Raw genomic sequence first — 21,115 nt, 5'->3', positions numbered from 1 at the left:
TCTACTAGAATTTATTAAAAATTAGCTTCATAATTTTAAAAGGACAGCCCTATTGCTATGAGGCTGTCCTTAAAAATACAATAGATAAACCTAGATTATTCTTGCTACTATCTGATTGTTAAATTTTCTGTATTCCATATTGCAAATCTCCCTTTTCGCAATATTTTATTAGTATGAATGCCAGAATCGCTGAAAAAACACGTGCCAATACCGTACTCCACCATATCATAATCTGTCCACCAAATAAAGGTGGTAAAACAAGCATAAATATCAGCATCAATACTGGTTCAATGAATGTAAGAATGTATGACAATCCACTTTTTTCAGTAGCATAAAATCCAGCTGTCGCTATTCTGGTAATCGCAACAAATGGTAATGACACTAAAAATATAGGTACAATTTTAGAAATCTCAATACTTACTTCATAAGAAGCTCCGAAAACCCCTCCAATATTTGCTCTGTTTACATACATGATAATTCCACCACAAACAGTAAGAATTATTGCAAAAATGTATGCCATTCTCTGAACTCCTCTCAGGCTTTCTTGATCCTTCTCACCATAAAAACGGCTCATTAAAGGTTGACTTCCATCACCTACGCCCTGCAATATGAGATATATGATACAGATAATATAGGATACACATGCATAAGTTGCAATAGCTTTTTCTCCCCCATAAGAAGCGGAGAATCGGTTTATAAACACCAATGAAATATTAGGAGTCAATGCTAGCCCAAATGGTGCAAGACCTACTCTGAATATAGCGCCACACATTTCTTTTACATTTTTTAAGGATACATACACATAAAACTTTTTATTATATAATGCGTATATGATTGCAATTGCTGCAGTCACACCCTGTCCGGCTATTGTAGCTGTGGCTGCACCTTTCATGCCCATTTCATATATCCATACAAAGATAAAATCCAGAACAATATTGGTTATGAATCCACCAACCATCGCAAACATTGACCAGAAAGAGTTTCCATAATTTCTAATGAATAGCATCATTCCAGTTCCAAGAATCTGCAATATTGCTCCAAGTGCTATAATTTTGATATAATCTGTCGCATTTGTTAATATAATTCCATCTGCTCCAAGCAATCCTAAAATTTTAGACGAAAAGGAGTAAATAATTATGGTACTGATAACACTTACTATTACAAGAAGCCACCAGCTTGTAGCAATAAATTCTTCTGCCCGTTTTCCTTTCTTTTCTGCTGCATTAATTGAGTAATAAACAGCTCCTCCCATACCAATTCCTGTTCCAAGAGCCTGAATCAAAGCCTCAATCGGATATGCAATATTAATAGCCGAAAGTCCAGCATCTCCTATGGTATTGCCTACAAAATATCCATCCACTATCGCATATATTCCTGATAATGCAAATGCTATAATAGATGGAATAACATATTTAAAAAATAATGATTTATGATTCATTTTTCTTACAATCTCCTTCCTTGAAAAGTCTGATAAACAGTTCTGTATTATCATTAAGACTTTCTATATTCTCTAATCCCATTTTTTCGATTACATATATTTCTTTTGAGTGCAGTTTTTCTATGATATCTTTCGTATATTCCATTCCTGATTCTGTGAGGCATATCAGCTTATTTCTCTTGTCTGAATCATCAGATACCATATTGATGTATCCTTTTTTCTGAAAATCTTTTAGTATCGTATTTACCGTTTGCTTAGATATATTCCATTCTTCACTTATCATTTTCTGCGTGCATCTTCCATTACTTTCATAAAATGAATACAAAGCAAAAACTCTATTTGAAGACAGTCCCTGATCCTTTGACCATTCCTCATACATTGCTGTACATTCTTTCCATAAAGCATAATATCGTTGCAACTGTATTATCATATTATTATCTTTTCTCATCTTTTTCCTCCTTAAATTAGTACGAATCCGGACTTTTATATTATAGTCCGAGTTCGTACTAATTGTCAAGATTTATTTATATACTTTTTCTTTATATAAACAATCAATAGTCCCTTACTAAGGACAAGAAGATTATGAAATTTCCCTGCCCTCTTTTAATAATATCCTCGTTCTTCCATCCAGTCTTTCACATAACATCTGATTCCAATATAAATAATATGCGACAGTAATAGCAATACAATAAGATTTATCGGATTAGCGTTTTTAATCCATTCTCCAAAGTAAATTACAACAGCTGTACTCGTTATCGCTACCACGATACTGATGATATCCCAACAATATTTCCGGTAGATTTTTCCTACCTGATAACCAATCCCGATTATCAGCCACCCGGTTATTACGAATAAAATTGCCATGACAGTACCGGCAATCAGCCAATACACAATCCCGGAAAGAATACTGTTAGGTATTCCACTGCTTAACTGTCCGAAAGAGTCTGCACCTGTCACAAACTCCCGAAATAAACTTCCCATTCCTTTTCCTAACGCACCGAAAAAGACGATACAGTCGTTAAGGAAAACCGGCGAAAGAATCGCAGTAAACAGTGTTGTTGTTATGCTGTACCATGCCAGTAGAAACAAGATACTTTCATAACCAATCGTCATATTTTTATATTTCTTTTCTAACTGGCTTTTACGGCTATCGCATTTTTCTTTTGCTTTCCGGTAAGCAGTACGGTCACATTTTTCACATTTCTCATAAGGCACTTTTTTCTCAACAGCTACCTCTACCGTCTTTTGGTGTGTCTGTGCATAAAGTTTTTCCTGCTCTGCTTTTTCATACTTAAATTTCCATGCCACGGCTTCTGCGTCGGCTCTTTTCCTGCTGTCTGTCTCGCTGGTCAATCGTTCCTCTGTTTGCCTTAATCTTGTCCGCAATGCTTCGATATTCTCGGCTCTGTTTTCGCTGTTCAATTTCTCGTTCAAGGTCAGCGATTCGCTTAGCTGCCTGTTTAGTTCCTGGATTGTCTGGTCTTTCTGATCCAGTTCGTCCTGCATCTGTTCGGTCATCAGCAGAAGTTCTTCCACCTGCCCGACGTTCTCTAAGTTTCTGCATTCGCTCATCGATCTCCCTCGCTTTCTCTATCTGCTGTTTAAGGTCAGCAATTCGCTGTTCTGTTTCTGCAATAAGCTGTTCTCGTTGTTCAGCTTCTGCGTTAATTCCTGCCATTGCTGATTCTCGTTTTCCAACTGTTCGATTCTGGTTTTCTGTTGCTCGATCTGTGAGAGCAGTTCTTCTGTATCTGGCAAAAGATTTAGCAGCCTGGATAATTCGCTGTTTAAGCTTTTTAAACTCTGGTTCTGCTCCTGAAAAGACAGGAGCTGCCTGTCCCGTTCCTGCAATTCCTGTACCATCTCTGCCATAATATTCTGCTGTTCCTCGATCTGGTTTATCATTGTCTCCATCATGGGAATGACTTCCCGGCTTTCTTCTAATGTCACGCAATCGCTCCTTCCATTGTGTTAATGCACTGGATACTTTTCCAAAAGAAATCTGTATTTTATCCAGCAGTGCATTTTGTCTTTTTATGATCTGGTTTTCCTCTACTTTCCATGAAGTAGAGGATGTCTGTCCGTTTTGAAATTTCTCGTCAATTTTTCTGGCATCTGCGCCCTCATGGATCGTCGGTATCTCTAATTTTCCCTGCCTTGCATAAGAACGGTGGTCAATGTGATTTTCCGTTTTCAAATGTGCATTACAGACGTTTGCCCATTCGCTCCGCCATAGCTCACAATTTTTCGGATTGTTCCACCCGGTAGCATCGGTTAATACACGTTTCCACTGTTTACGGTTCCTTGTCCCGACTTTCTGGACTCCATTTTCATCAAGTACGGGGATTCGGATTCCATGACGGTCAGGGTCCTTTTTATCCTGCCACCAGTCCGGATGGGATTCATCCACCACGATATTTCCATTTTCATCTCTGACAAACTCCCAATCCTTGATTTCTTTGTTACCCCATGAGTGGTCTGAATTGAATGGTCGCATCGTCACCAGTAAATGCACATGGGGATTACCATCTCCTTTATCGTGGATACTCCAATCCGCACACATTCCCTTATCTACAAAGGTCTTTTGAATATATTCAGTTGTATAATCAATCTGTTCCTGTCGGCTCCATTCTTTCGGAAGTGAGAACTCAAATGACCTGCCGAGTTGTGCATCTGAACTTTTTTCTATCCTCAAGACTTCATTCCATAAACGCTGCTTCTGAAAAGTAAGTTTGAATTTTTCCAGTGCAGCATTTTGGTTATCTGCCCTTTTATATCGGACAGATTTCTGGAACCGTCTGATATTTTCAGCAGGTACATTCTGCCATTCCTGTGGTGCATTTTCACACATCAGCAGGCTGGTATAAACGACTTCTTTTTTTGAAGTATAGTAGCTGATCCTGCCTGTTTCTTCATTTTTCATCACATCGCCATTGAGATAAGCAGACGCCGATATGATGGATTTTCCTTTGCTGCGTCCAACAATCTTTACTGTATAATGAAAAATCGCCATGCTCCGTTTCCCCCATTCTGCCGTATCCGGCTTTGATTTCCGGCAGGTAACGTTTTTCCTAAAAGAAAATGGTATCTGCCGGAGCACCCTCTGCGTAAGAGTGCCCTGTGCATAACAGCCTGCATGGAATGTGCCCCTCTGGCGAAGAGTGCCTCCTGCGGCATGAGCAGGTCTGGCTGAAAGCCCCGCCGACGGAACGAGCCCGGCAAGCGTAAGCACAGACCGGTTGCCACCTGTGGCAAACTTATACGGACGACCTCTGGTTGTCCATAAGTGCGCCCTTCATAAAAAAGCAATGAAGGGAATGGAAACTCCACTCCCTCCGGCATTACACTTCCTCCGTATTTGCAACTGGCTCTTTCTGCATTGCCTTTGAGAAGAATTTCCCATTTGCTTCCTGCCTTTTTAAGAAGCCGATCAGCTTTGGGATATCATCTTCCTCAATCGCAGAACCCAGTACCGATTCCACTGCACCGCCAATCTGGCAGAGCCTGTGTGTCCGTTTTTTGGTTTCCACATCTTTCTGACGTTTCTTCAGTTCCCGTTTCTGTGCTGCATACTGTTTTGCTTTCTCAAGGCTTTCCTGTTCTTTCTTTTCCAACTGGAGCATACGCTCCTCATAACTCTTTGTTGATCTTGCCATAAATATCATCGTCCTTTCTTTTTTTCCAAACATAAGTTTCCTGTTGTCTGTCAGACGAAGTACATGGTATAATCTGCTTGCGTGTAGGTATATCATGACTCCGGTCTGATAGAACCTTTGGCGGTTTCTTCGGGAACCGCTTTTTTAAGTTGAACCGTTTCTTGTGACTGCTTTCACATTTCCCTTATCCCTCAAGTCCCTGCCCTCGTTGGCTTCCATAAAAAGTTCCAGCATATCCGTTTTGATCAGGACTTTTCTCCCAACCTTCAATACCGGAAGTTTCTTCCACTCTACCAACTTTCGCAGGGTGTTCCTGCCAATTCCCGTATAATCAGCAGCTTCCTCAATAGATAAGGCAATCTTTCTTTGCGTCATATGACCACCTCCTTTCGAATTGCATTATGCAATTTCATTTGTGCTGTCAGTATAGCGTGTTTATATTGCTTTGTCAAGCATTATGAAATTTTGCTGCTTTTCTTAAAATTGCATATTGCAATATATTTTGTTGCGTGGTATAGTAATGACATACCGAAAAAGGAGGCACATCAGCATGAAAGATAAAGAACTACGCAAGCTGATCGGCAGCAGGGCAAAACAGCGCCGTCTGGAATTAAATCTGACACAGCCTTATGTCGCAGAGAAGATGGGAGTTACCGCTTCCACAATCCTGCGTTATGAGAATGGTTCGATTGACAATACCAAAAAGATGGTACTGGAAGGTCTTTCGGAAGCACTTCATGTATCGATTGAATGGCTCAAAGGGGAAACCGATGAATATGAAACTGATATTACGGATAAGAAAGAATTGCAGATTCGTGATGTGATGGGCGATATTCTTAAACAGTTACCTCTTGATCTTAATAAAACAGAAGACGCTTTTTCTAAAGACTTACTGCTGTTAATGTTAAAGCAATATGAACTGTTTCTGGATTCGTTTCAGTTCGCCTGTAAAAATTACAAAGGCAGTACTAAAGATGTGGACATTGCTAAAGTAATGGGATTTGAATCGAAAGATGAATATAATGAGATTATGTTTCTCAGGGAGATCACACATACTGTCAACGCATTTAACGATATGGCAGATGTTGTAAGGCTCTATTCAAAGAAACCGGAAGCGGCAGAACAAAGGCTTGCAAATCTTTTATCCGAAGTTATGTATGACGATTCTGAATCGGTATAGTAAGGCAACCGGAGTTGTGATACAATGAGCACAAGCGAGTCAGGCTGTTTACAGATTTGACGAGCGGCGAATTGGCTTATGGACTTGTCCATAAGATGCCTACACGCAAGAAGCATTTCAACAGTTCCGATTGTCTGATATCGAAAGGAGACATACGATTATGGCAAAAGGATCTGTTAGAAAAAAAGGAAAGAAATGGTACTATCGCTTCTATGTAGAGGACGCAAGCGGAAAAATGGTTCAGAAAGAATATGCCGGAACCGAAAGTAAAAGTGAGACGGAAAAGCTTCTCCGCAAGGCACTGGAAGACTACGAAGATAAGAAGTTTGTTGCAAAGGCAGATAATCTTACCGTAGGGGAACTTCTGGACATGTGGGCAGAAGAAGAACTGAAAACTGGGACACTCAGCAACGGTACAGTGGAAAATTATCTTGGTGCAATCCGATGTATCAAGAAACACCCGATTGCAGACCGAAAGCTGAAAACAGTTACTGCCGAACATTTACAGGGTTTCCTCGACCTGCTTACATTTGGTGGTGAGTTTCCAGATGGGAAAGTAAGAAAAGGATACAGCAAAGATTATATCCATTCTTTTTCCGCAGTGTTACAGCAGTCATTCCGTTTTGCAGTATTTCCAAAACAGTTAATCAGTTTCAATCCGATGCAATATATCAAGCTGAAACGACAGGCAGAGGAAGTTGACCTCTTTTCTGATGATGAAGTGGAAGAAAGCACACAGCCGATTTCACACGAGGATTATGAGCGACTTATCAAGTATCTGGAAAAGAAAAACCCACCTGCCATTCTGCCGATTCAGATTGCGTATTATGCTGGACTCCGTATCGGGGAAACCTGTGGTCTTACATGGCAGGACATTAACCTTGAAGAACAATGCCTGACCATAAAACGCAGTATCCGCTACGACGGCATGAAACACAAAAACATTATTGGACCAACGAAACGGAAAAAAGTAAGAATTGTTGATTTTGGAGATACTCTGACTGAAATACTGAAAGCTACCAGAAAAGAGCAGCTCAAAAACCGGATGCAGTATGGCGAACTCTATCACCGCAATTACTACAAAGAAGTGCATGTGAAAAACAGGGTCTATTATGAATACTATCATCTTGACGGTACACAGGAAGTCCCGGCAGATTACAAAGAAATCTCCTTTGTCTGCCTGCGACCGGATGGCTCCCTGGAACTGCCGAGTACACTCGGCATTGTATGCAGATCAGTGTCAAAGAAACTGGAAGGATTTGAAGATTTCCATTTCCACCAGTTACGTCACACCTACACCAGCAATCTGCTTTCCAATGGGGCTGCACCGAAAGATGTACAGGAACTGTTAGGACACTCTGATGTCAGTACCACAATGAATATTTACGCTCACTCAACAAGAAAAGCAAAACGGGATTCCGCAAGACTTCTTGATAAAGTAGCGAGCAATGCTTAAATCAAAATTGGTTCACTGAACCAATTATTGATATGCAATGCGACAAAAATTCCCCTTATTTCCCTTGCGGATTCCGCATAAGGGCAAAAATAAGGGAAAATACATATCATTTCACTATTTAATGGGCTGAAAAGCCTGTAAAATAAGGAAAGTTCAGGAAATCTCTCCACAAATTCCGATTTATCCCTTTACTTTCTCCCCCGCTGCGGTTTTGGGTTTTTCAGCAAGTCCGACTTCTGCGCAATCCTTTTCAGCCACTTTCTTTCTTCCTCCGACAGCTTCCCATAGTTCAGCTTGAGCCGTTTACAGATAAACGCCATCGCCGCCTGTTCCGGGTCGCTGCCCGGAGTGGACGCTGCTTCTGCGGCTTGCAAAAAATCTTCCAGAGGATTGTCCTCCGGGACGCTGAAAAAATCGTCCTTATGGGCTTCCCGCAGGTCAAGGGCTATGCCGTTTATGTCCTGCTGTATTACATAGCGGCAAAAGCTGTCATCGTCAATATGGGCGGCGATAAGCTGCCTTAGCTGCGGGTCGGACAAGCCGGGATTGTGCTGCTTCATAATGGTTGCGCTCATAATATCCACAATGGCATTTGCGCTCTGTACCTGCTTGACTGCCGTTCCGTTCACATAGATTTCAAGGTCAGCCATGAGCCGGGGGAAATCCGGGTGTACCGCCAGTTCACACAAGAGGAAATTATCCACCAGCCCGCTTTTCAACAGTTCAATCATATCATCACTCACACGCAGGTCTGCAAGATCGGCGTTTGGGTGATTTTTTGTTTCGGACAGCCCCAGCAGGTAATCGGCGGTCACGCTGTAAAACTTCGCCAGCTTGATAAGGGCATAGTGGCTGATGTCCTTAAAATCCTCCGCTTCATAACTGCCCAGCGCAGACTTGGAGAGGTGGGTCTGCTCCGCAAGCTGTTCCAGCGTCAGCCCACGCTCTACACGCAGGTCTTTTAGGCGCTCTTGAATGGTTAAAGCCATATTTTGTTCCTCATTATATTGCCGTTATCATATTTTCTAACTTAAATCTTTCGAGCTGCGGAATGTTCTTGGCAGAAATATTTAGGCCATATTCTGGTTTCGACTTTTTACCCTCGTATGAATGGTAAACAAAAGTATTACTACTGTCGTTATCCCATGTGGTCGCAGGAATTAAATATTCTATGGGGTGTTCGCCATCATTTAGCAAAAGCAAGAACAAGTAAAGTGATTGGTCTGAAATATCAAAATATTCCTCCCGCATAAAAACATAGCCTGTTCCTTTGCGAATGGCTTTAACTTGAAACTTCAAAAATCCTCTCTTGCTTTCTGCAATAAAATCTATTCCATGGTCATCAACCTCGGAAGTATAAATGCTCACTCCATAAGAGGCTAATGACATTTTTGCGTAGTATTCACAGAACGTCCCCAGCTTTTGCCGGGTGAGGTCACTTCTTGACCAATTTAGGTTATACATTTCATTTCCACCTCCTGCTACATTTCTCTTTTTCATTCTACCACAATTCCGAGAGCGTGGAAATAGGCAGTTTTTTTGGCGGATTTCCTACCTCTTGGATATACGGGACGAACGGTCATTTAGGTGTAGACTTAGGGTAGTTCATCGATGGACAGCACCTTGAAAACCGAATGACCGTCCGAAAAGAAATACCCCGGCCGGGGAAGCACCGCAAGGAGACGGACTTCTGGACACTTTGTCCAGAGGTCACTTCGGGACAAGTGTCCAGAAGCTGCGGGGAGCGTGCCAACGCCGGAACACGCCGCAGGAATGGGGCAGGAAGCCTTTTCGGGGCGAACGGCAAAAGCGAAAAATGGAGGGAACGCATGAGAGATAACCCCTATAAAGACTTGCCACCGCTGGAACGCAGGCCGGACGGTTCCCTTTACCGCATGACCCCAGCGCAGCGGAAACAGGCAAACGCCCTGATCCGCCGGGAGTGCTGCTGTTATGAGGACGGGAACTGTATGTTCCTTGACGATGGGGACACCTGCACCTGTCCGCAGACGGTTTCTTTCTCGGTCTGCTGTAAGTGGTTCCGCTGGGCGGTTTTGCCGCTGGACAAGACGCTGGAAGCGGAGATTTTCCGGGATAAGGACTTGAAACGCTGTGCGGTCTGCGGCGGTGTGTTCGTCCCTAAATCCAACCGGGCAAAGTACTGCCCCGACTGCGCCGCCAGAGTTCACAGGCGGCAGAAAACAGAAAGTGAACGGAAAAGGAGGTCTACTGTGGACAGTTAGGGGCTGAAAAGTCCTTGATTTTCAAGGCTTTGCAAGCACAGAACAGGGGCAGGCAATAGAAACTACCGTCTGCCCCCGGAAACAGGCTTCTAACCGTCCACAAAACACGATATGGCAAACACCATTTATATCCATCAGCCGGAAAAGGCGGTCAGCTTTACCCGGCTTCCCAATTTCCTTTTTGAAGCCCCCACATTCACACCCCTGTCCAACGAAGCAAAGGTTCTGTACGCCTTTATCCTGCGCCGGACAGACCTATCCCGAAAAAACGGCTGGGCAGATGAATACGGGCGGATTTACCTCTACTATCCCATTAACGAGGTAGTGGAGCTGCTCCACTGCGGGCGGCAGAAAGCGGTCAATACCCTGCGGGAGCTACAATATGCCGGACTGGTGGAAATCCAGAAGCAGGGCTGTGGAAAACCCAACCGCATTTATCCAAAATCCTATGAAGCGGTTTCAAACACCGACTTCAAGAAATCCGGTTATGGAACGCCGGAGGACTGAAAACCGCACTCATAGAGTACGATAATCAATCCTCTTGAAGTACGAAAACCGGACGGTATATAGAAATACAGAGATTAAAACGATTTTATTTATATCTATTCCATTCCAATCCTATCAGAGATAGTTTCGGCGGGATTTTCCCTGTGGAAAACCCGCTGGAAAAGAATGGAACGAGGAAAGGAGCAGAATGGCACAACACGCAATCTTGCGGTTTGAGAAACACAAGGGCAACCCGGCAAGGCCGCTGGAAGCCCATCACGAACGGCAAAAGGAACAGTACGCCAGCAATCCCGACATTGACACCAGCCGGAGCAAATACAACTTCCACATTGTTAAGCCGGAGAGCAGGTACTACCACTTTATACAGAACCGTATTGAACAAGCTGGCTGCCGCACCCGTAAGGATAGTACCCGGTTTGTGGATACGCTGATTACCGCCAGCCCGGAGTTTTTCAAGAAGAAGCCCCCAAAGGAGATACAGGAATTTTTCCATAGGGCGGCTGATTTCTTAATCGGGCGGGTAGGCCGGGAAAATATCGTATCGGCAGTGGTACACATGGACGAGAAAACACCCCACCTGCATTTGGTCTTTGTCCCTCTGACAGAGGACAACCGCCTGTGCGCTAAGGAGATTATCGGCAACAGAGCCAATCTCTCAAAATGGCAGGACGATTTTCACGCCTATATGGTGGAGAAATATCCCGACTTGGAGCGTGGGGAAAGTGCCAGCAAGACAGGCAGGAAGCATATCCCCACCCGTCTGTTCAAGCAGGCGGTCAATCTATCCAAACAGGCAAGAGCCATTGAAGCCACGCTGGACGGCATTAACCCGCTGAATGCCGGAAAGAAAAAAGAGGAAGCCCTCTCCATGCTGAAAAAGTGGTTCCCACAGATGGGGAATTTCTCCGGGCAGTTGAAAAAATACAAGGTCACAATCAATGACCTGTTAGCGGAAAATGAAAAGCTGGAAGCAAGGGCAAAAGCCAGTGAAAAAGGCAAGATGAAAGATGCGATGGAACGGGCAAAGCTGAAAAGCGAACTGGACAATTTACAGCGGCTGGTTGACCGTATCCCGCCGGATATACTGGCGGAACTGAAACGGCAGCAGCGGCAGCATGGAAAGGAAAGGTGATTTTATAAGTACCACTATCAGATACAAAAAGGAAACGGAAGTCGTGACTTTTCAAGGCAGGGAAATCACGCTGGAAAACCTCTCCCCGGTGTTCACGCCGGAGCAGGAAGCGGCAAAACGCCGGGAACTGGAACAGCAACTTTATGAGGTGTTCCGCAAGTATGCCGACAAACGGCAGAGTGAGGAAGCCGGGGCATAAGGTTTTCCAAAGCCATCGTTGATTTGCGGGGCTGCTGACGGTATAATAAAGGTGTCAGCAGCTCCGTTTCTTTTTTAAGAAAAGGAGCGACAATATGAATAATCGAATAGACGCAATCTATGCAAGGCAATCGGTAGACAAAAAGGACAGCATTTCCATTGAAAGCCAGATTGAATTTTGCAAATACGAGTTGAAAGGCGGTAACTGCAAGGAATACACAGACAAGGGGTACAGCGGCAAGAACACAGACCGTCCGAAGTTTCAAGAACTGGTGCGGGACATCAAGCGGGGCTTGATTGCAAAAGTCGTGGTTTACAAACTCGACCGTATCAGCCGTTCCATTCTGGACTTTGCCAACATGATGGAGCTGTTCCAGCAGTACAATGTGGAGTTTGTGTCCTCTACGGAAAAGTTTGATACCTCCACCCCGATGGGGCGGGCTATGTTGAATATCTGTATTGTGTTCGCCCAGTTGGAACGGGAAACGATACAGAAGCGGGTAACGGACGCATACTATTCCCGCAGTCAGCGGGGCTTCAAAATGGGCGGCAAGGCTCCTTACGGCTTCCACACCGAGCCTATCAAAATGGATGGTATCAATACAAAAAAGCTGGTGGTAAATCCAGACGAAGCGGCAAATATCCGGCTGATGTTTGAGATGTATGCTCAGCCCACAACCTCCTACGGGGACATTACCCGGTACTTTGCCGAACAGGGGATTTTATTCAACGGCAAAGAGCTGATACGCCCCACGCTGGCGCAGATGTTACGCAATCCTGTCTATGTGCAGGCAGACCTTGATGTGTACGAATTTTTCAAAAGTCAAGGGACGGTCATTGTCAATGACGCTGCCGATTTTACTGGCATGAACGGCTGCTATCTGTATCAAGGGCGAGATGTGAAGCCCAGCAAAAAGAACGACTTGAAAGACCAAATGCTGGTACTGGCTCCCCATGAGGGCATTGTTCCCTCCGACATCTGGCTGACCTGCCGCAAGAAGCTGATGAACAACATGAAAATCCAGTCTGCCCGAAAAGCTACCCATACATGGCTGGCGGGAAAAATCAAGTGCGGGAACTGCGGGTATGCCCTTATGAGTATCTTCAATCCCTCCGGCAAGCAATACCTTCGCTGTACGAAACGGCTGGATAACAAGAGTTGTCCGGGGTGCGGGAAAATCATTACTTCGGAACTGGAAGCGGTTGTTTATCAGCAGATGATAAAGAAACTGGCAAGCTACAAGACGCTGACAGGCAGAAAGAAAGCGGCAAAGGCAAACCCTAAAATTGCCGCCCTGCAAGTGGAACTTCTCCATGTGGACAGCGAGATTGAAAAGCTGGTGGACAGTCTGACGGGTGCAAACAATGTTCTGCTCTCCTATGTGAATGTGAAGATAGCGGAACTGGACGGGCGCAAACAGGAACTTGTGAAGCAGATAGCCGAGTTGACGGTGGAAGCCATCAGCCCGGAACAGGTCAATCAGATTTCCGGCTACCTCGACACATGGGACAATGTATCCTTTGACGACAAGCGGCGGGTGGTGGATTTGATGATTACCACCGTTGCCGCTACAAGCGACAGCTTGAACATCACATGGAAAATCTGATGGGTGGAACCCCTCCCGTCAGATACCTACCCTGTGTAGTCCCTTGTAAACTGTACTTTTTCACGGTCATAATATCCAATTCCATCTTCTATACGCAACGGAACGAACATTGTAGTTGTATAAGAATTCTTCAGATGCTTCTCTGTATCCGCAGCCAGAAGGGAATTCATCAAACTCTGTCTGTCTTCATACATTAAATCCCTAAGCTGCTTATATGTAAAAGATGGAACATTAAACTGATCTTCATATAGGTTTAGAAGTCCCTCAGCTGCATCTTTAAAAATCTCTTCCTGATATGAATTCAACACATACTTCCGGCGCACAAATCCCAGCTTCCATGCGCCGTTTTCATCAACCGTATAACCATCAGGGGTAAGTGTATCGCTCAGCATACGTCCTGTATCATCAAAATAATAACACTCGGCAATCCCATCCCCATTACCGTCAATCCACATCCATGTGGATAACGGAAATGTTCCATCTCCATTATCATACCACCATGCAGACAAATCCCCATTGATTCCTTGTTTCCATGTACCGGCTGCTGCTTCCCGTATTAAAACACTTGAAAAGAGCATTGAAAATGTAATCATAGCTATCCATCTTTTTACGGTCATCACTTATCTTCCTTTCGGTAGTATTTTCAACATCGGATATAGAAATTATAGCATATCTTCATAGGATTATACAGTAAGTTTTTGAAAGTCCATCCTCCACATACTTACAGGCTTCAGGCAGATTATCTTTAAAATCCAATATTCCGTTCATCAAACCATAACTTAAATAGTTATCCAAGGAATCAGTATCCATATATACAACTTCCCTGTAGCCAGCCTGACCCGGCTTAGCCTGCACCTTGATTCCAGAATATAACAGAGTCTTGGTTCTCTGGTAGAATGTGGGGATATATGAACTGTTATAACGCGCACCAGAAAGGAAGAGAACCAGCTTTATGATGTGTGGCGAACAGCTATTTATAAAATCGACTTATATTTTCTAAAATCAAAACAGGCACTTTCCTATAAAGTAAAAAAAGAATCACAAAATTGATTCCCAGTGGCCTGATAGAGTGTATCATGATATATGTCCGCAGATGGCCGCACAGATATAAATTTGATTCTCGACATCATCTGACAGCCATGTACTGCCAAACTGCGTACGTGTCCGTATTCGACACATAGCAAGTCTTCCTACATCTATGCACACACCATCAAAAGTAAATAGTAAGTTTGTAAGCCCTTCGTGTTCAAAGACTCATACCCCAATGAAACTTTGAGTCACCTATTAAGATACCTTCTTCTTTTAATAATCTATTAATCCCCTCTATCCATTCCTTTATTGTACAATTCCGGCATAGGGTGAAAGTAATGGAATGTACATGTTATTTATGTTAAAATGGAACTAGGAGGTAGCTAAATGGAGCCTAAAAATAAATTATATCAGATTATTTACGATTACTACGTTACCAGAATTCTCTTTGGATATTACAAATTTGGTGATACCTTTCCCACCATATCAAAAATCAGTGAATTATTTCAACTTTCCATACCAACCGTCAGAACAGCGCTTACACTTCTGGAAAAAGACAGATATATAAAAAATATGGCCCCTAAGGCCGCCAAGGTTATCTATAAAGCGTCTCAGGATAATCTTATTCAAAATATTTCTGATTATTTACAAGCCCGGAAAGAAGGGCTATCAGATATTAAACAAGTAAATTTTTTGATTTTTGGTCCTTTATTAGAAGCGGGCATCAGCCGATGGGATAAAGAGGCCTGGAATACATTTTGGCAGGAAATCAAAAATAATAATTCTGATGAATTGTCTTTTTCCATACGGTTGTATATAGCCGCGCTGTCCTCATTAAAAAATGATTTGATTCTTAATTTTTTCTGGGAAGTAAACCGCTACACGCGTGTTCCCTATCTACACAGTGAACATGAGATTATGAAAGAAATAAACAGGAATGAAATCATGGAAGAAATGATTAAGAAAATAGACATACTTCCCAAAGAAAAAATTGCAGCATATCTTTGTGAGGAATTGGGGCTGGCTTATGAACATGCGAATACCTATTTGGTTTTGACAAGGCAGATAATAAAAACGAAAGCTTCCCAAGATGAGGTTGAGCAGATACCCTTTGAGTGGAAATTTTATCACAAGCGTTCTCAAATTCGTTATTCGCTAGGGGCGCAGATTATTCAGGAAATTTTGAGCGGACGCTATCCGGTGGGAAGTTATCTTCCATCCCTTCCCCAGATGGCAAAATATTACAGGGTATCTTTAATTACCATACGGCGTACGCTGGTCTTCTTAGCAGATTTTGGTGTGGTGAAATCCTATCATGGAAAAGGAACGCAAGTTTGTCTTGGACAGGGAGAAATGAATTTATCTCATGATAATGTCCATATTGCCCTAAAATATTTTTTAGAGAGTATCCAATTTCTCGCCTTGACAATTCGTTCAGTCTGTCGATACACATTTCGCGAAATTAGTGCAAACACATTTCTTGCGTTTAGTCAGACCTTAAACCAGATACATGAAAAAGAGATGGATTATATGATAACTGACGCCTTTCTGACTTTCATTACAAAATATTGCCCAGCGGCCGCAGTCAGCCATTGTTACCATAAACTAGGAAAATGCCTGGCGGTTGGTTTCCCCTTTTCCCTTCAGCATTGGAGAGCGGAAGACTATAGGCAGATGTATCCTAATATGGTGCTTAAGGTTATCAAACGTATAGAATGCCAGGATATCGACGGAATGATTGAACAATGGGGAACTTTTTTTGAAGAACAGGAACGATATTACAGTACTTTATTAGTGACACAAAAGATAAGGGAATTGTAAAAAATAACGGCTTTGAATAGTTAAGTGTATTAAAAAAGCACATAAACCCTGACAATAAATGTTAAGGTTTATGTGCTATAATGGCATCAGCGTTGATGGTTTGAAAAGCAGATTCTCTAAAATAGTGTACTGTATCCTGAAAAGACATGTTATTCGAATTAACAAAAAATTTGAAGTATCGGTACGGACTATATACTGTAACTTGAATAGAATCAGCGGTCCAGGCCTACTCTAAACACAGAAATCATTCTGCTGATAGTAAATATGGTCAAGAATATTTAATTAAATCTAAACCCGCTTCAACTTTGACCCTTTCATGAGCTCGTATCTTTTGCCCCAACTGACTCTACTATGTACTCGGTACCGGCACAACGATAAACGATTCAATCATCTGGTACAGGCGAGCTGGGTCTATCGGTTTTGCCAAGTGCCCATTCATTCCAGCCTCACCCGCCTTCACAATATCCTCATGGAAGGCATCAGCTGTCATGGCGATAATCGGAATCGTCTTTGCTAACGGATGGCTGGACTGGCGAATTGCCCTTGCCGCCTGATAACCGTCCATAACCGGCATCTGCATATCCATCAGTATTAAATCATAAGTCTCCCCTTTCCTGAGGAATAAATCCAGCGCTTCTTGCCCATTACAAACACAATCGATCTCTAACCCAACCATTTTGAGCAACTCCACCGCTATTTCCTGATTGATTTCATTATCCTCTACCAGTAACACATGGTGTCCTTCCAAAATATCGCTCTTTCTTTTGCTCCCGATATTTTCAGTCGCACGTTCGATACCAGTCACTGTGAGAAGCATATTGTACAAAGTTGAGGCAAAAATAGGCTTAGATAAAAATGCATTAGCACCTGCTTCCCGTGCGTTTTGTTCTATAGAGGTCCAGTCATAGGCGGTCATAATAATAATCGTGGTATCTGGACCCACGAACTCCCGAATCCTCCGGGTTACTTCTATCCCATCCATGTCCGGCATCTTCCAGTCGATGAGGCACACATCGTATACTTCTCCGATTCTATGGGCAGATAAAACCTCTTCCACACATTCAGCCCCTGTCTGCACCCAGTGTGACAGAATCCCCAGATTCTTCAGCAATAGCGCGGTATGGATACAGCAGTCCTGGTCATCATCGGACACAAGAACCTTGAGTGCTTTTAATTCCTGATGATTGCAGGTAAAAGCATTTTCGCTTGTTCTATCTACATCAAAGTCTAATTCTACAGTGAAGGTAGTACCCTTTTCCAATTCACTTTTTACCGCTATAGTACCGCCCATTAAGGTGACCAGATTCTTAGTAATAGACAATCCCAAACCTGTGCCACCATATTTCCGGCTTGTAGATACATTTTCCTGCTCAAAAGGCAGAAAAATTCTGTTCAAAAATTCCTCACTCATACCAATTCCGGTATCTGTTATCATAAAGCGAAGGCGTACCCGTTGGTCCTTCTTTTGTATCTGGCGTATTTCCAGACGGACAGTACCGTTGGCCGGTGTAAATTTGATAGCGTTGGAAAGGAGATTAATCAAAACCTGGTTCAGACGCAACGAATCACCAATCAATACCGTATCGGTAAGATAAATCAAGTTCATGGAAAAATTAATATCTTTCTCAGTCGCCTGAGGATAGAAAATGGAGGTGAGAGATTCGGCCACGCTCTCCAAATTAAAACTTTCGCAGGCAATGGTCATCTTTCCCTCATCAATTTTTGACATGTCCAAAACATCATTGATGAGTGTCATCAAATGCTTGGAAGAATAGGCAATTTTTTTCAGGCAATCTTCCACTCGTTTGCGATCTTCTATATAAGCTCCGGCGATGGTTGTCATACCAATTATTGCATTCATGGGCGTACGGATTTCATGGCTCATACGGGAAAGAAAGTTCTGCTTAGCCGCGTTCGCATTCTGCGCATTAACCAGTGCATCCCTGAGGGCCTGCTCTCTCTGTATTTCCTCTGTCTGGTCAGAAATGGATACAATATAGCGTGTTATCTTTCCCCCTGCAATCTCAGGATAGCACCGAATCTTAACCCATCGTATTTGTTCTGTTGTAAGGTACATCCGTAAATCTATGCTCTTGCTGTCCTCCGTATCTGTACGCCGGATAAACTCTGCAAAAGCATCCTGGTCTTCTTCGATAACCAGGTGCATCAGCAACTCCGCCTTCTCCATGATGGCGGAATCTTTTATTCCAAGAATATGCTCACAGTTAGCGCTGACATACTCCAATACGTCTTTCTCCTGATTATAAATCAGAAAAACCTCATCCACATTAGAGGAGAGGATATCAAATAAATGTTCCCTGTATTGAATCTCTCTGATATTTCTACGTTCCTGCCAAAATACAAACAGAAAGAAGGCAGGAAGAAAAGTTGTAAGCACCACTGATGAAATGATAGCAATCGCAGATGTATCCGCCGCATTCTGCTCCAAATTTCGAATTTTACTGTCTGCAAAAGAAATAATGGTATCCAGAGCCTCCCCTACCGCATTATATTTAGGATATAAATATTCCGACACATATTGAGCAGTTTCTTCTCTGCCCATGGGGACAATGATTGGTAATGCCTCACTCTGCGTATGTTCCAAATCCTGCATGGCCGATAACAGCTGTTCGGTATCTTCAACCGGTCCGAGGTATTGGCTGGTAATAATTTTAATAGAAGCATACTGCATGTCGTACCGGTTATTCAGTGTCTGCCCTACCTCGACTATATCGGATTCCGGATCCGCAACTAAATTCAGCAAAAAACCCTTCATGTCCAGAAGCCGCGACCTCATGGCCCTGGATTCGTTGGAAACTGTATAGGGGTGCTCATAAATCATTGTGGCTGTTTTACGTAATTGATAAGTGGAAAAAATGCTGAAGATTGATAAGCCGATTGCACACACACAGACCAGGGCCAATCCAATATCTTTTACACTCTTATTCTTTTTTTGAACATTCATGACGCTGACTCCTCTTGCCATAAAATGAATACCTGAAAAAATTTCTTAAACATCAGGAACTCTAATTGCCCTCTTCCACATTTTTTCCCAGCCGGAAACGGCTAGCCATTCTGCTTAATACCTGAGCCTGATAAGATAATTCCTCGCTGGCAGCCGCAATTTCCTCCGCCGTAGCGGAACTGGACTGAATCACACCTGATATGCGGCTTATTTCCTGCGTAATTTGTCGTACCGATAGTTCCTGCCTAACAGAAGCTTCCGTTATGGAATGAATCGACTTCGTTATATCCTCCACTCCATTTACTACGTCCATCAGCGCTTCTGCCGTGCGGTCTGCAATCCGGTCACCCTGTTCTACTTTTTCCAGGGACTTTTTTATCAAATCAGCCGTGCTTTTGGATGCCTCAGATGATTTGTTTGCCAGATTACGTACTTCATTCGCCACAACCGCGAAACCGCTTCCCATATTCCCTGCCCGGGCAGCCTCTATCCCCGCATTTAAAGCAAGGATATTGGTCTGAAAAGCGATGTCCTCAATGGTCTTAATGATTCGTCCGATTGATTGTGAACTGTGGCGTATTTCTGCCATTGCTGCCAGCATATCCTGCATCTGTCTGCGGCTGTCTTCCGCATCCATCTGCACTGTCTTTGTTTGTTCATTCACTGCTTGGGCATTCTTCACATTGTGCTCTACCTGTTCCGATATGTCGCTGATTGCACTTGACAATAATTCTATAGAGGCAGCCTGCTCTGTCGCCCCCTGGGCCTGAATCTGTGCTCCGGATGATACCTGTTCCGACCCCGCTGCCACTTGCAGAGTAGACTGATTAATTTGTAATAAGGTATCTTTTAAATTATTTATAATCCTGACCAGAGAAGACCGCACGGAATCCAACTCACCCACGTAGCTGTCTTTTGCCCGGCTATGGATATCAAAGTTCCCCTCTGCCATTTCATTTAACAGATATGTCTCATCCTGGATTACCGCTGTAAGTACGGCAATCATACTCCGCATATCATCGGCCAATTTTCCCATCTCATCTCCGGACTGAAAGGTAATTCGGGTAGTTGAAAGCTGTCCGGCCGCTATGTTCTGCGCTGCCTGTTCCAATTCCACTATCCCTGCCGAGATTCCCCTGGTAATATACACACAGAAACCAATGCTAATGATTACGCTCACACATCCCAAAATTACCAGCATCGTAACAGCACTGGCCTGCCGTTCCTGCAGTTGTGTCATCAACTGCAGTCCTGTTCTGTTGCCGCTTACAATCAGCCCATCCAATTCCTTTTGAGCCTCTTGGATTACCAGGATATTGTTGCTTTCCATAAAAGCTGCCGCTTCTTCATTTTTATTTTCCTTCGCCAATGAGAGAACATGTTCCCGCATTGGCGCAAGCCTGGCCAGGCAGTCTTCCAGCCGTACTACAATTTGTGAATCTCCCAAAAAATGTTCTTTAACGATTGGAAGTTCGTCCCTGATTATACTTGCCGAATCAAAGGCATTGGCAGTTGCCTCCCCAATTATCTCCTCATCTGTATTTACAATGGCACGGTAGGTTGCCTTCTGCATTCTTTCAAAATTTGAGTGGATTTTGTTGGCACTTTCATTAACAATAAATGGTCCATCATAAAAGGCTTTTATTTTTGAATTCAGATTAACTAAACTTATGATGCTGATACAAAAACCAATAATCATCAACATCAGAATCGTTGCAAATGAAACAAACAGTTTCCTACCTATAGTAAACCTTTTCATGCTACCCCTCCATTGTGTTCCCCATCATTCCTGCCTCGGCCCTTTAACTCTGCTCATGTGCTAACTGTAGTCTACCATAATACGTCTATATTCGCAATTCATTTATTTTTTATGGGTATTATCA

At 43.2% G+C, this 21,115-nt stretch carries 20 protein-coding genes; 8 read left to right on the top strand and 12 right to left on the bottom strand.

Annotated features, from left to right (window positions below; genetic code table 11):
* Positions 1-118 precede the first annotated feature (118 nt).
* The 7 genes from I2H39_RS07315 to I2H39_RS07290 all read right to left on the bottom strand — a co-directional run bounded on the left by I2H39_RS07315 (position 119) and on the right by I2H39_RS07290 (position 5,469).
* Positions 119-1,438, bottom strand: a complete 1,320-nt coding sequence (locus tag I2H39_RS07315) for an MATE family efflux transporter (protein ID WP_144096257.1) — start codon at positions 1,436-1,438, stop codon at positions 119-121.
* Entirely contained in the window at positions 1,428-1,886 is a 459-nt protein-coding gene (locus tag I2H39_RS07310) for a MarR family transcriptional regulator (RefSeq protein WP_144100444.1), read from the bottom strand. Before I2H39_RS07310 ends, I2H39_RS07315 begins: the two co-directional genes overlap by 11 nt.
* Before the next feature lie 155 nt (positions 1,887-2,041).
* On the bottom strand, positions 2,042-2,746 hold the full coding sequence (locus I2H39_RS07305; RefSeq protein ID WP_021369328.1) for a DUF6040 family protein: 705 nt from the start codon (positions 2,744-2,746) through the stop codon (positions 2,042-2,044).
* On the bottom strand, positions 2,730-4,451 hold the full coding sequence (locus tag I2H39_RS07300) for a MobA/MobL family protein (RefSeq protein WP_022621741.1): 1,722 nt from the start codon (positions 4,449-4,451) through the stop codon (positions 2,730-2,732). The genes I2H39_RS07305 and I2H39_RS07300 overlap by 17 nt, the downstream gene beginning before the upstream one ends.
* Positions 4,427-4,780 carry a hypothetical protein gene (locus I2H39_RS29625; protein ID WP_002594208.1) on the bottom strand — a complete coding sequence of 118 codons (354 nt, stop codon included), beginning with the start codon at positions 4,778-4,780 and terminating at the stop codon, positions 4,427-4,429. Before I2H39_RS29625 ends, I2H39_RS07300 begins: the two co-directional genes overlap by 25 nt.
* Positions 4,780-5,094: a DUF3847 domain-containing protein gene (locus tag I2H39_RS07295; RefSeq protein ID WP_002578306.1), complete on the bottom strand. Its 315-nt coding sequence runs from the start codon at positions 5,092-5,094 to the stop codon at positions 4,780-4,782. Before I2H39_RS07295 ends, I2H39_RS29625 begins: the two co-directional genes overlap by 1 nt.
* A gap of 144 nt (positions 5,095-5,238) precedes the next feature.
* Positions 5,239-5,469, bottom strand: a complete 231-nt coding sequence (locus I2H39_RS07290; RefSeq protein ID WP_002578307.1) for a helix-turn-helix domain-containing protein — start codon at positions 5,467-5,469, stop codon at positions 5,239-5,241.
* Positions 5,470-5,644: 175 nt separating this feature from the next.
* Here I2H39_RS07290 and I2H39_RS07285 point away from each other — a divergent pair, with 175 nt between their 5' ends.
* Positions 5,645-6,274, top strand: coding sequence for a helix-turn-helix transcriptional regulator (locus I2H39_RS07285; RefSeq protein WP_002578308.1), 630 nt, complete (start codon positions 5,645-5,647; stop codon positions 6,272-6,274).
* Positions 6,275-6,434: 160 nt separating this feature from the next.
* Entirely contained in the window at positions 6,435-7,730 is a 1,296-nt protein-coding gene (locus tag I2H39_RS07280; protein WP_002578309.1) for a tyrosine-type recombinase/integrase, read from the top strand.
* A gap of 188 nt (positions 7,731-7,918) precedes the next feature.
* Here the strand turns inward: I2H39_RS07280 and I2H39_RS07275 are convergent, their stop codons facing one another.
* Both I2H39_RS07275 and I2H39_RS07270 read right to left on the bottom strand, forming a co-directional pair.
* Positions 7,919-8,719 (bottom strand): helix-turn-helix transcriptional regulator, encoded by an 801-nt coding sequence (locus tag I2H39_RS07275; protein ID WP_006772920.1) that lies wholly within the window; start codon positions 8,717-8,719, stop codon positions 7,919-7,921.
* Positions 8,720-8,732: 13 nt separating this feature from the next.
* Positions 8,733-9,230, bottom strand: coding sequence for a hypothetical protein (locus tag I2H39_RS07270; protein WP_006772919.1), 498 nt, complete (start codon positions 9,228-9,230; stop codon positions 8,733-8,735).
* 329 nt (positions 9,231-9,559) lie between these two features.
* Here I2H39_RS07270 and I2H39_RS07265 point away from each other — a divergent pair, with 329 nt between their 5' ends.
* The 5 genes from I2H39_RS07265 (at position 9,560) to I2H39_RS07245 (ending at position 13,417) form a co-directional block, all read left to right on the top strand.
* Complete coding sequence (locus I2H39_RS07265; RefSeq protein WP_009256047.1) at positions 9,560-9,973, top strand: cysteine-rich VLP domain-containing protein; 414 nt, start codon at positions 9,560-9,562, stop codon at positions 9,971-9,973.
* Between the two features lie 111 nt (positions 9,974-10,084).
* On the top strand, positions 10,085-10,480 hold the full coding sequence (locus tag I2H39_RS07260; RefSeq protein ID WP_006772917.1) for a replication initiator protein A: 396 nt from the start codon (positions 10,085-10,087) through the stop codon (positions 10,478-10,480).
* 187 nt (positions 10,481-10,667) lie between these two features.
* Positions 10,668-11,612, top strand: coding sequence for a MobV family relaxase (mobV, locus tag I2H39_RS07255; protein ID WP_006772916.1), 945 nt, complete (start codon positions 10,668-10,670; stop codon positions 11,610-11,612).
* Entirely contained in the window at positions 11,596-11,811 is a 216-nt protein-coding gene (locus I2H39_RS07250; RefSeq protein WP_006772915.1) for a hypothetical protein, read from the top strand. The genes mobV and I2H39_RS07250 overlap by 17 nt, the downstream gene beginning before the upstream one ends.
* A 94-nt stretch (positions 11,812-11,905) precedes the next feature.
* The gene (locus I2H39_RS07245; RefSeq protein WP_006772914.1) at positions 11,906-13,417 is read left to right on the top strand and encodes a recombinase family protein; all 1,512 of its coding nucleotides are present in this window, start codon (positions 11,906-11,908) and stop codon (positions 13,415-13,417) included.
* 26 nt (positions 13,418-13,443) lie between these two features.
* Here I2H39_RS07245 and I2H39_RS07240 read toward each other — a convergent pair whose 3' ends face one another.
* A complete protein-coding gene (locus I2H39_RS07240) occupies positions 13,444-14,010 on the bottom strand; it encodes a hypothetical protein (RefSeq protein ID WP_243281785.1) in 567 nt (188 codons plus the stop codon).
* Positions 14,011-14,833: 823 nt separating this feature from the next.
* On the opposite strand from I2H39_RS07240, the gene I2H39_RS07235 reads away from it, so the two are divergent.
* Positions 14,834-16,267, top strand: a complete 1,434-nt coding sequence (locus tag I2H39_RS07235) for a GntR family transcriptional regulator (protein ID WP_195626138.1) — start codon at positions 14,834-14,836, stop codon at positions 16,265-16,267.
* A gap of 349 nt (positions 16,268-16,616) precedes the next feature.
* Here I2H39_RS07235 and I2H39_RS07230 read toward each other — a convergent pair whose 3' ends face one another.
* Both I2H39_RS07230 and I2H39_RS07225 read right to left on the bottom strand, forming a co-directional pair.
* Positions 16,617-19,232 carry a PAS domain-containing hybrid sensor histidine kinase/response regulator gene (locus I2H39_RS07230; protein ID WP_227146838.1) on the bottom strand — a complete coding sequence of 872 codons (2,616 nt, stop codon included), beginning with the start codon at positions 19,230-19,232 and terminating at the stop codon, positions 16,617-16,619.
* A 61-nt stretch (positions 19,233-19,293) separates the two neighbouring features.
* Entirely contained in the window at positions 19,294-20,991 is a 1,698-nt protein-coding gene (locus I2H39_RS07225) for a methyl-accepting chemotaxis protein (protein ID WP_138307657.1), read from the bottom strand.
* Between the last annotated feature and the right edge of the window lie 124 nt (positions 20,992-21,115).

Origin of the sequence: Clostridium sp. 1001283B150225_161107_B6 (assembly GCF_015556325.1) — a bacterium.
Taxonomy (GTDB): domain Bacteria; phylum Bacillota; class Clostridia; order Lachnospirales; family Lachnospiraceae; genus Enterocloster.
The sequence above is the reverse complement of the archived record's forward strand: the minus strand, read 5'-3'. Positions and strand labels throughout refer to the sequence as shown.

Bases quoted from the DNA above. Each gene is read 5' to 3' on its own strand.
- I2H39_RS07315 (WP_144096257.1), bottom strand. From the start codon at position 1,438: ATGAATCATAAATCATTATTTTTTAAATATGTTATTCCATCTATTATA.
- I2H39_RS07310 (WP_144100444.1), bottom strand. From the start codon at position 1,886: ATGAGAAAAGATAATAATATGATAATACAGTTGCAACGATATTATGCT.
- I2H39_RS07300 (WP_022621741.1), bottom strand. From the start codon at position 4,451: ATGGCGATTTTTCATTATACAGTAAAGATTGTTGGACGCAGCAAAGGA.
- I2H39_RS29625 (WP_002594208.1), bottom strand. From the start codon at position 4,780: ATGCCGGAGGGAGTGGAGTTTCCATTCCCTTCATTGCTTTTTTATGAA.
- I2H39_RS07295 (WP_002578306.1), bottom strand. From the start codon at position 5,094: ATGGCAAGATCAACAAAGAGTTATGAGGAGCGTATGCTCCAGTTGGAA.
- I2H39_RS07290 (WP_002578307.1), bottom strand. From the start codon at position 5,469: ATGACGCAAAGAAAGATTGCCTTATCTATTGAGGAAGCTGCTGATTAT.
- I2H39_RS07285 (WP_002578308.1), top strand. From the start codon at position 5,645: ATGAAAGATAAAGAACTACGCAAGCTGATCGGCAGCAGGGCAAAACAG.
- I2H39_RS07280 (WP_002578309.1), top strand. From the start codon at position 6,435: ATGGCAAAAGGATCTGTTAGAAAAAAAGGAAAGAAATGGTACTATCGC.
- I2H39_RS07275 (WP_006772920.1), bottom strand. From the start codon at position 8,719: ATGGCTTTAACCATTCAAGAGCGCCTAAAAGACCTGCGTGTAGAGCGT.
- I2H39_RS07270 (WP_006772919.1), bottom strand. From the start codon at position 9,230: ATGAAAAAGAGAAATGTAGCAGGAGGTGGAAATGAAATGTATAACCTA.
- I2H39_RS07265 (WP_009256047.1), top strand. From the start codon at position 9,560: ATGAGAGATAACCCCTATAAAGACTTGCCACCGCTGGAACGCAGGCCG.
- I2H39_RS07260 (WP_006772917.1), top strand. From the start codon at position 10,085: ATGGCAAACACCATTTATATCCATCAGCCGGAAAAGGCGGTCAGCTTT.
- mobV (WP_006772916.1), top strand. From the start codon at position 10,668: ATGGCACAACACGCAATCTTGCGGTTTGAGAAACACAAGGGCAACCCG.
- I2H39_RS07250 (WP_006772915.1), top strand. From the start codon at position 11,596: ATGGAAAGGAAAGGTGATTTTATAAGTACCACTATCAGATACAAAAAG.
- I2H39_RS07245 (WP_006772914.1), top strand. From the start codon at position 11,906: ATGAATAATCGAATAGACGCAATCTATGCAAGGCAATCGGTAGACAAA.
- I2H39_RS07240 (WP_243281785.1), bottom strand. From the start codon at position 14,010: ATGATTACATTTTCAATGCTCTTTTCAAGTGTTTTAATACGGGAAGCA.
- I2H39_RS07235 (WP_195626138.1), top strand. From the start codon at position 14,834: ATGGAGCCTAAAAATAAATTATATCAGATTATTTACGATTACTACGTT.
- I2H39_RS07230 (WP_227146838.1), bottom strand. From the start codon at position 19,232: ATGAATGTTCAAAAAAAGAATAAGAGTGTAAAAGATATTGGATTGGCC.
- I2H39_RS07225 (WP_138307657.1), bottom strand. From the start codon at position 20,991: ATGAAAAGGTTTACTATAGGTAGGAAACTGTTTGTTTCATTTGCAACG.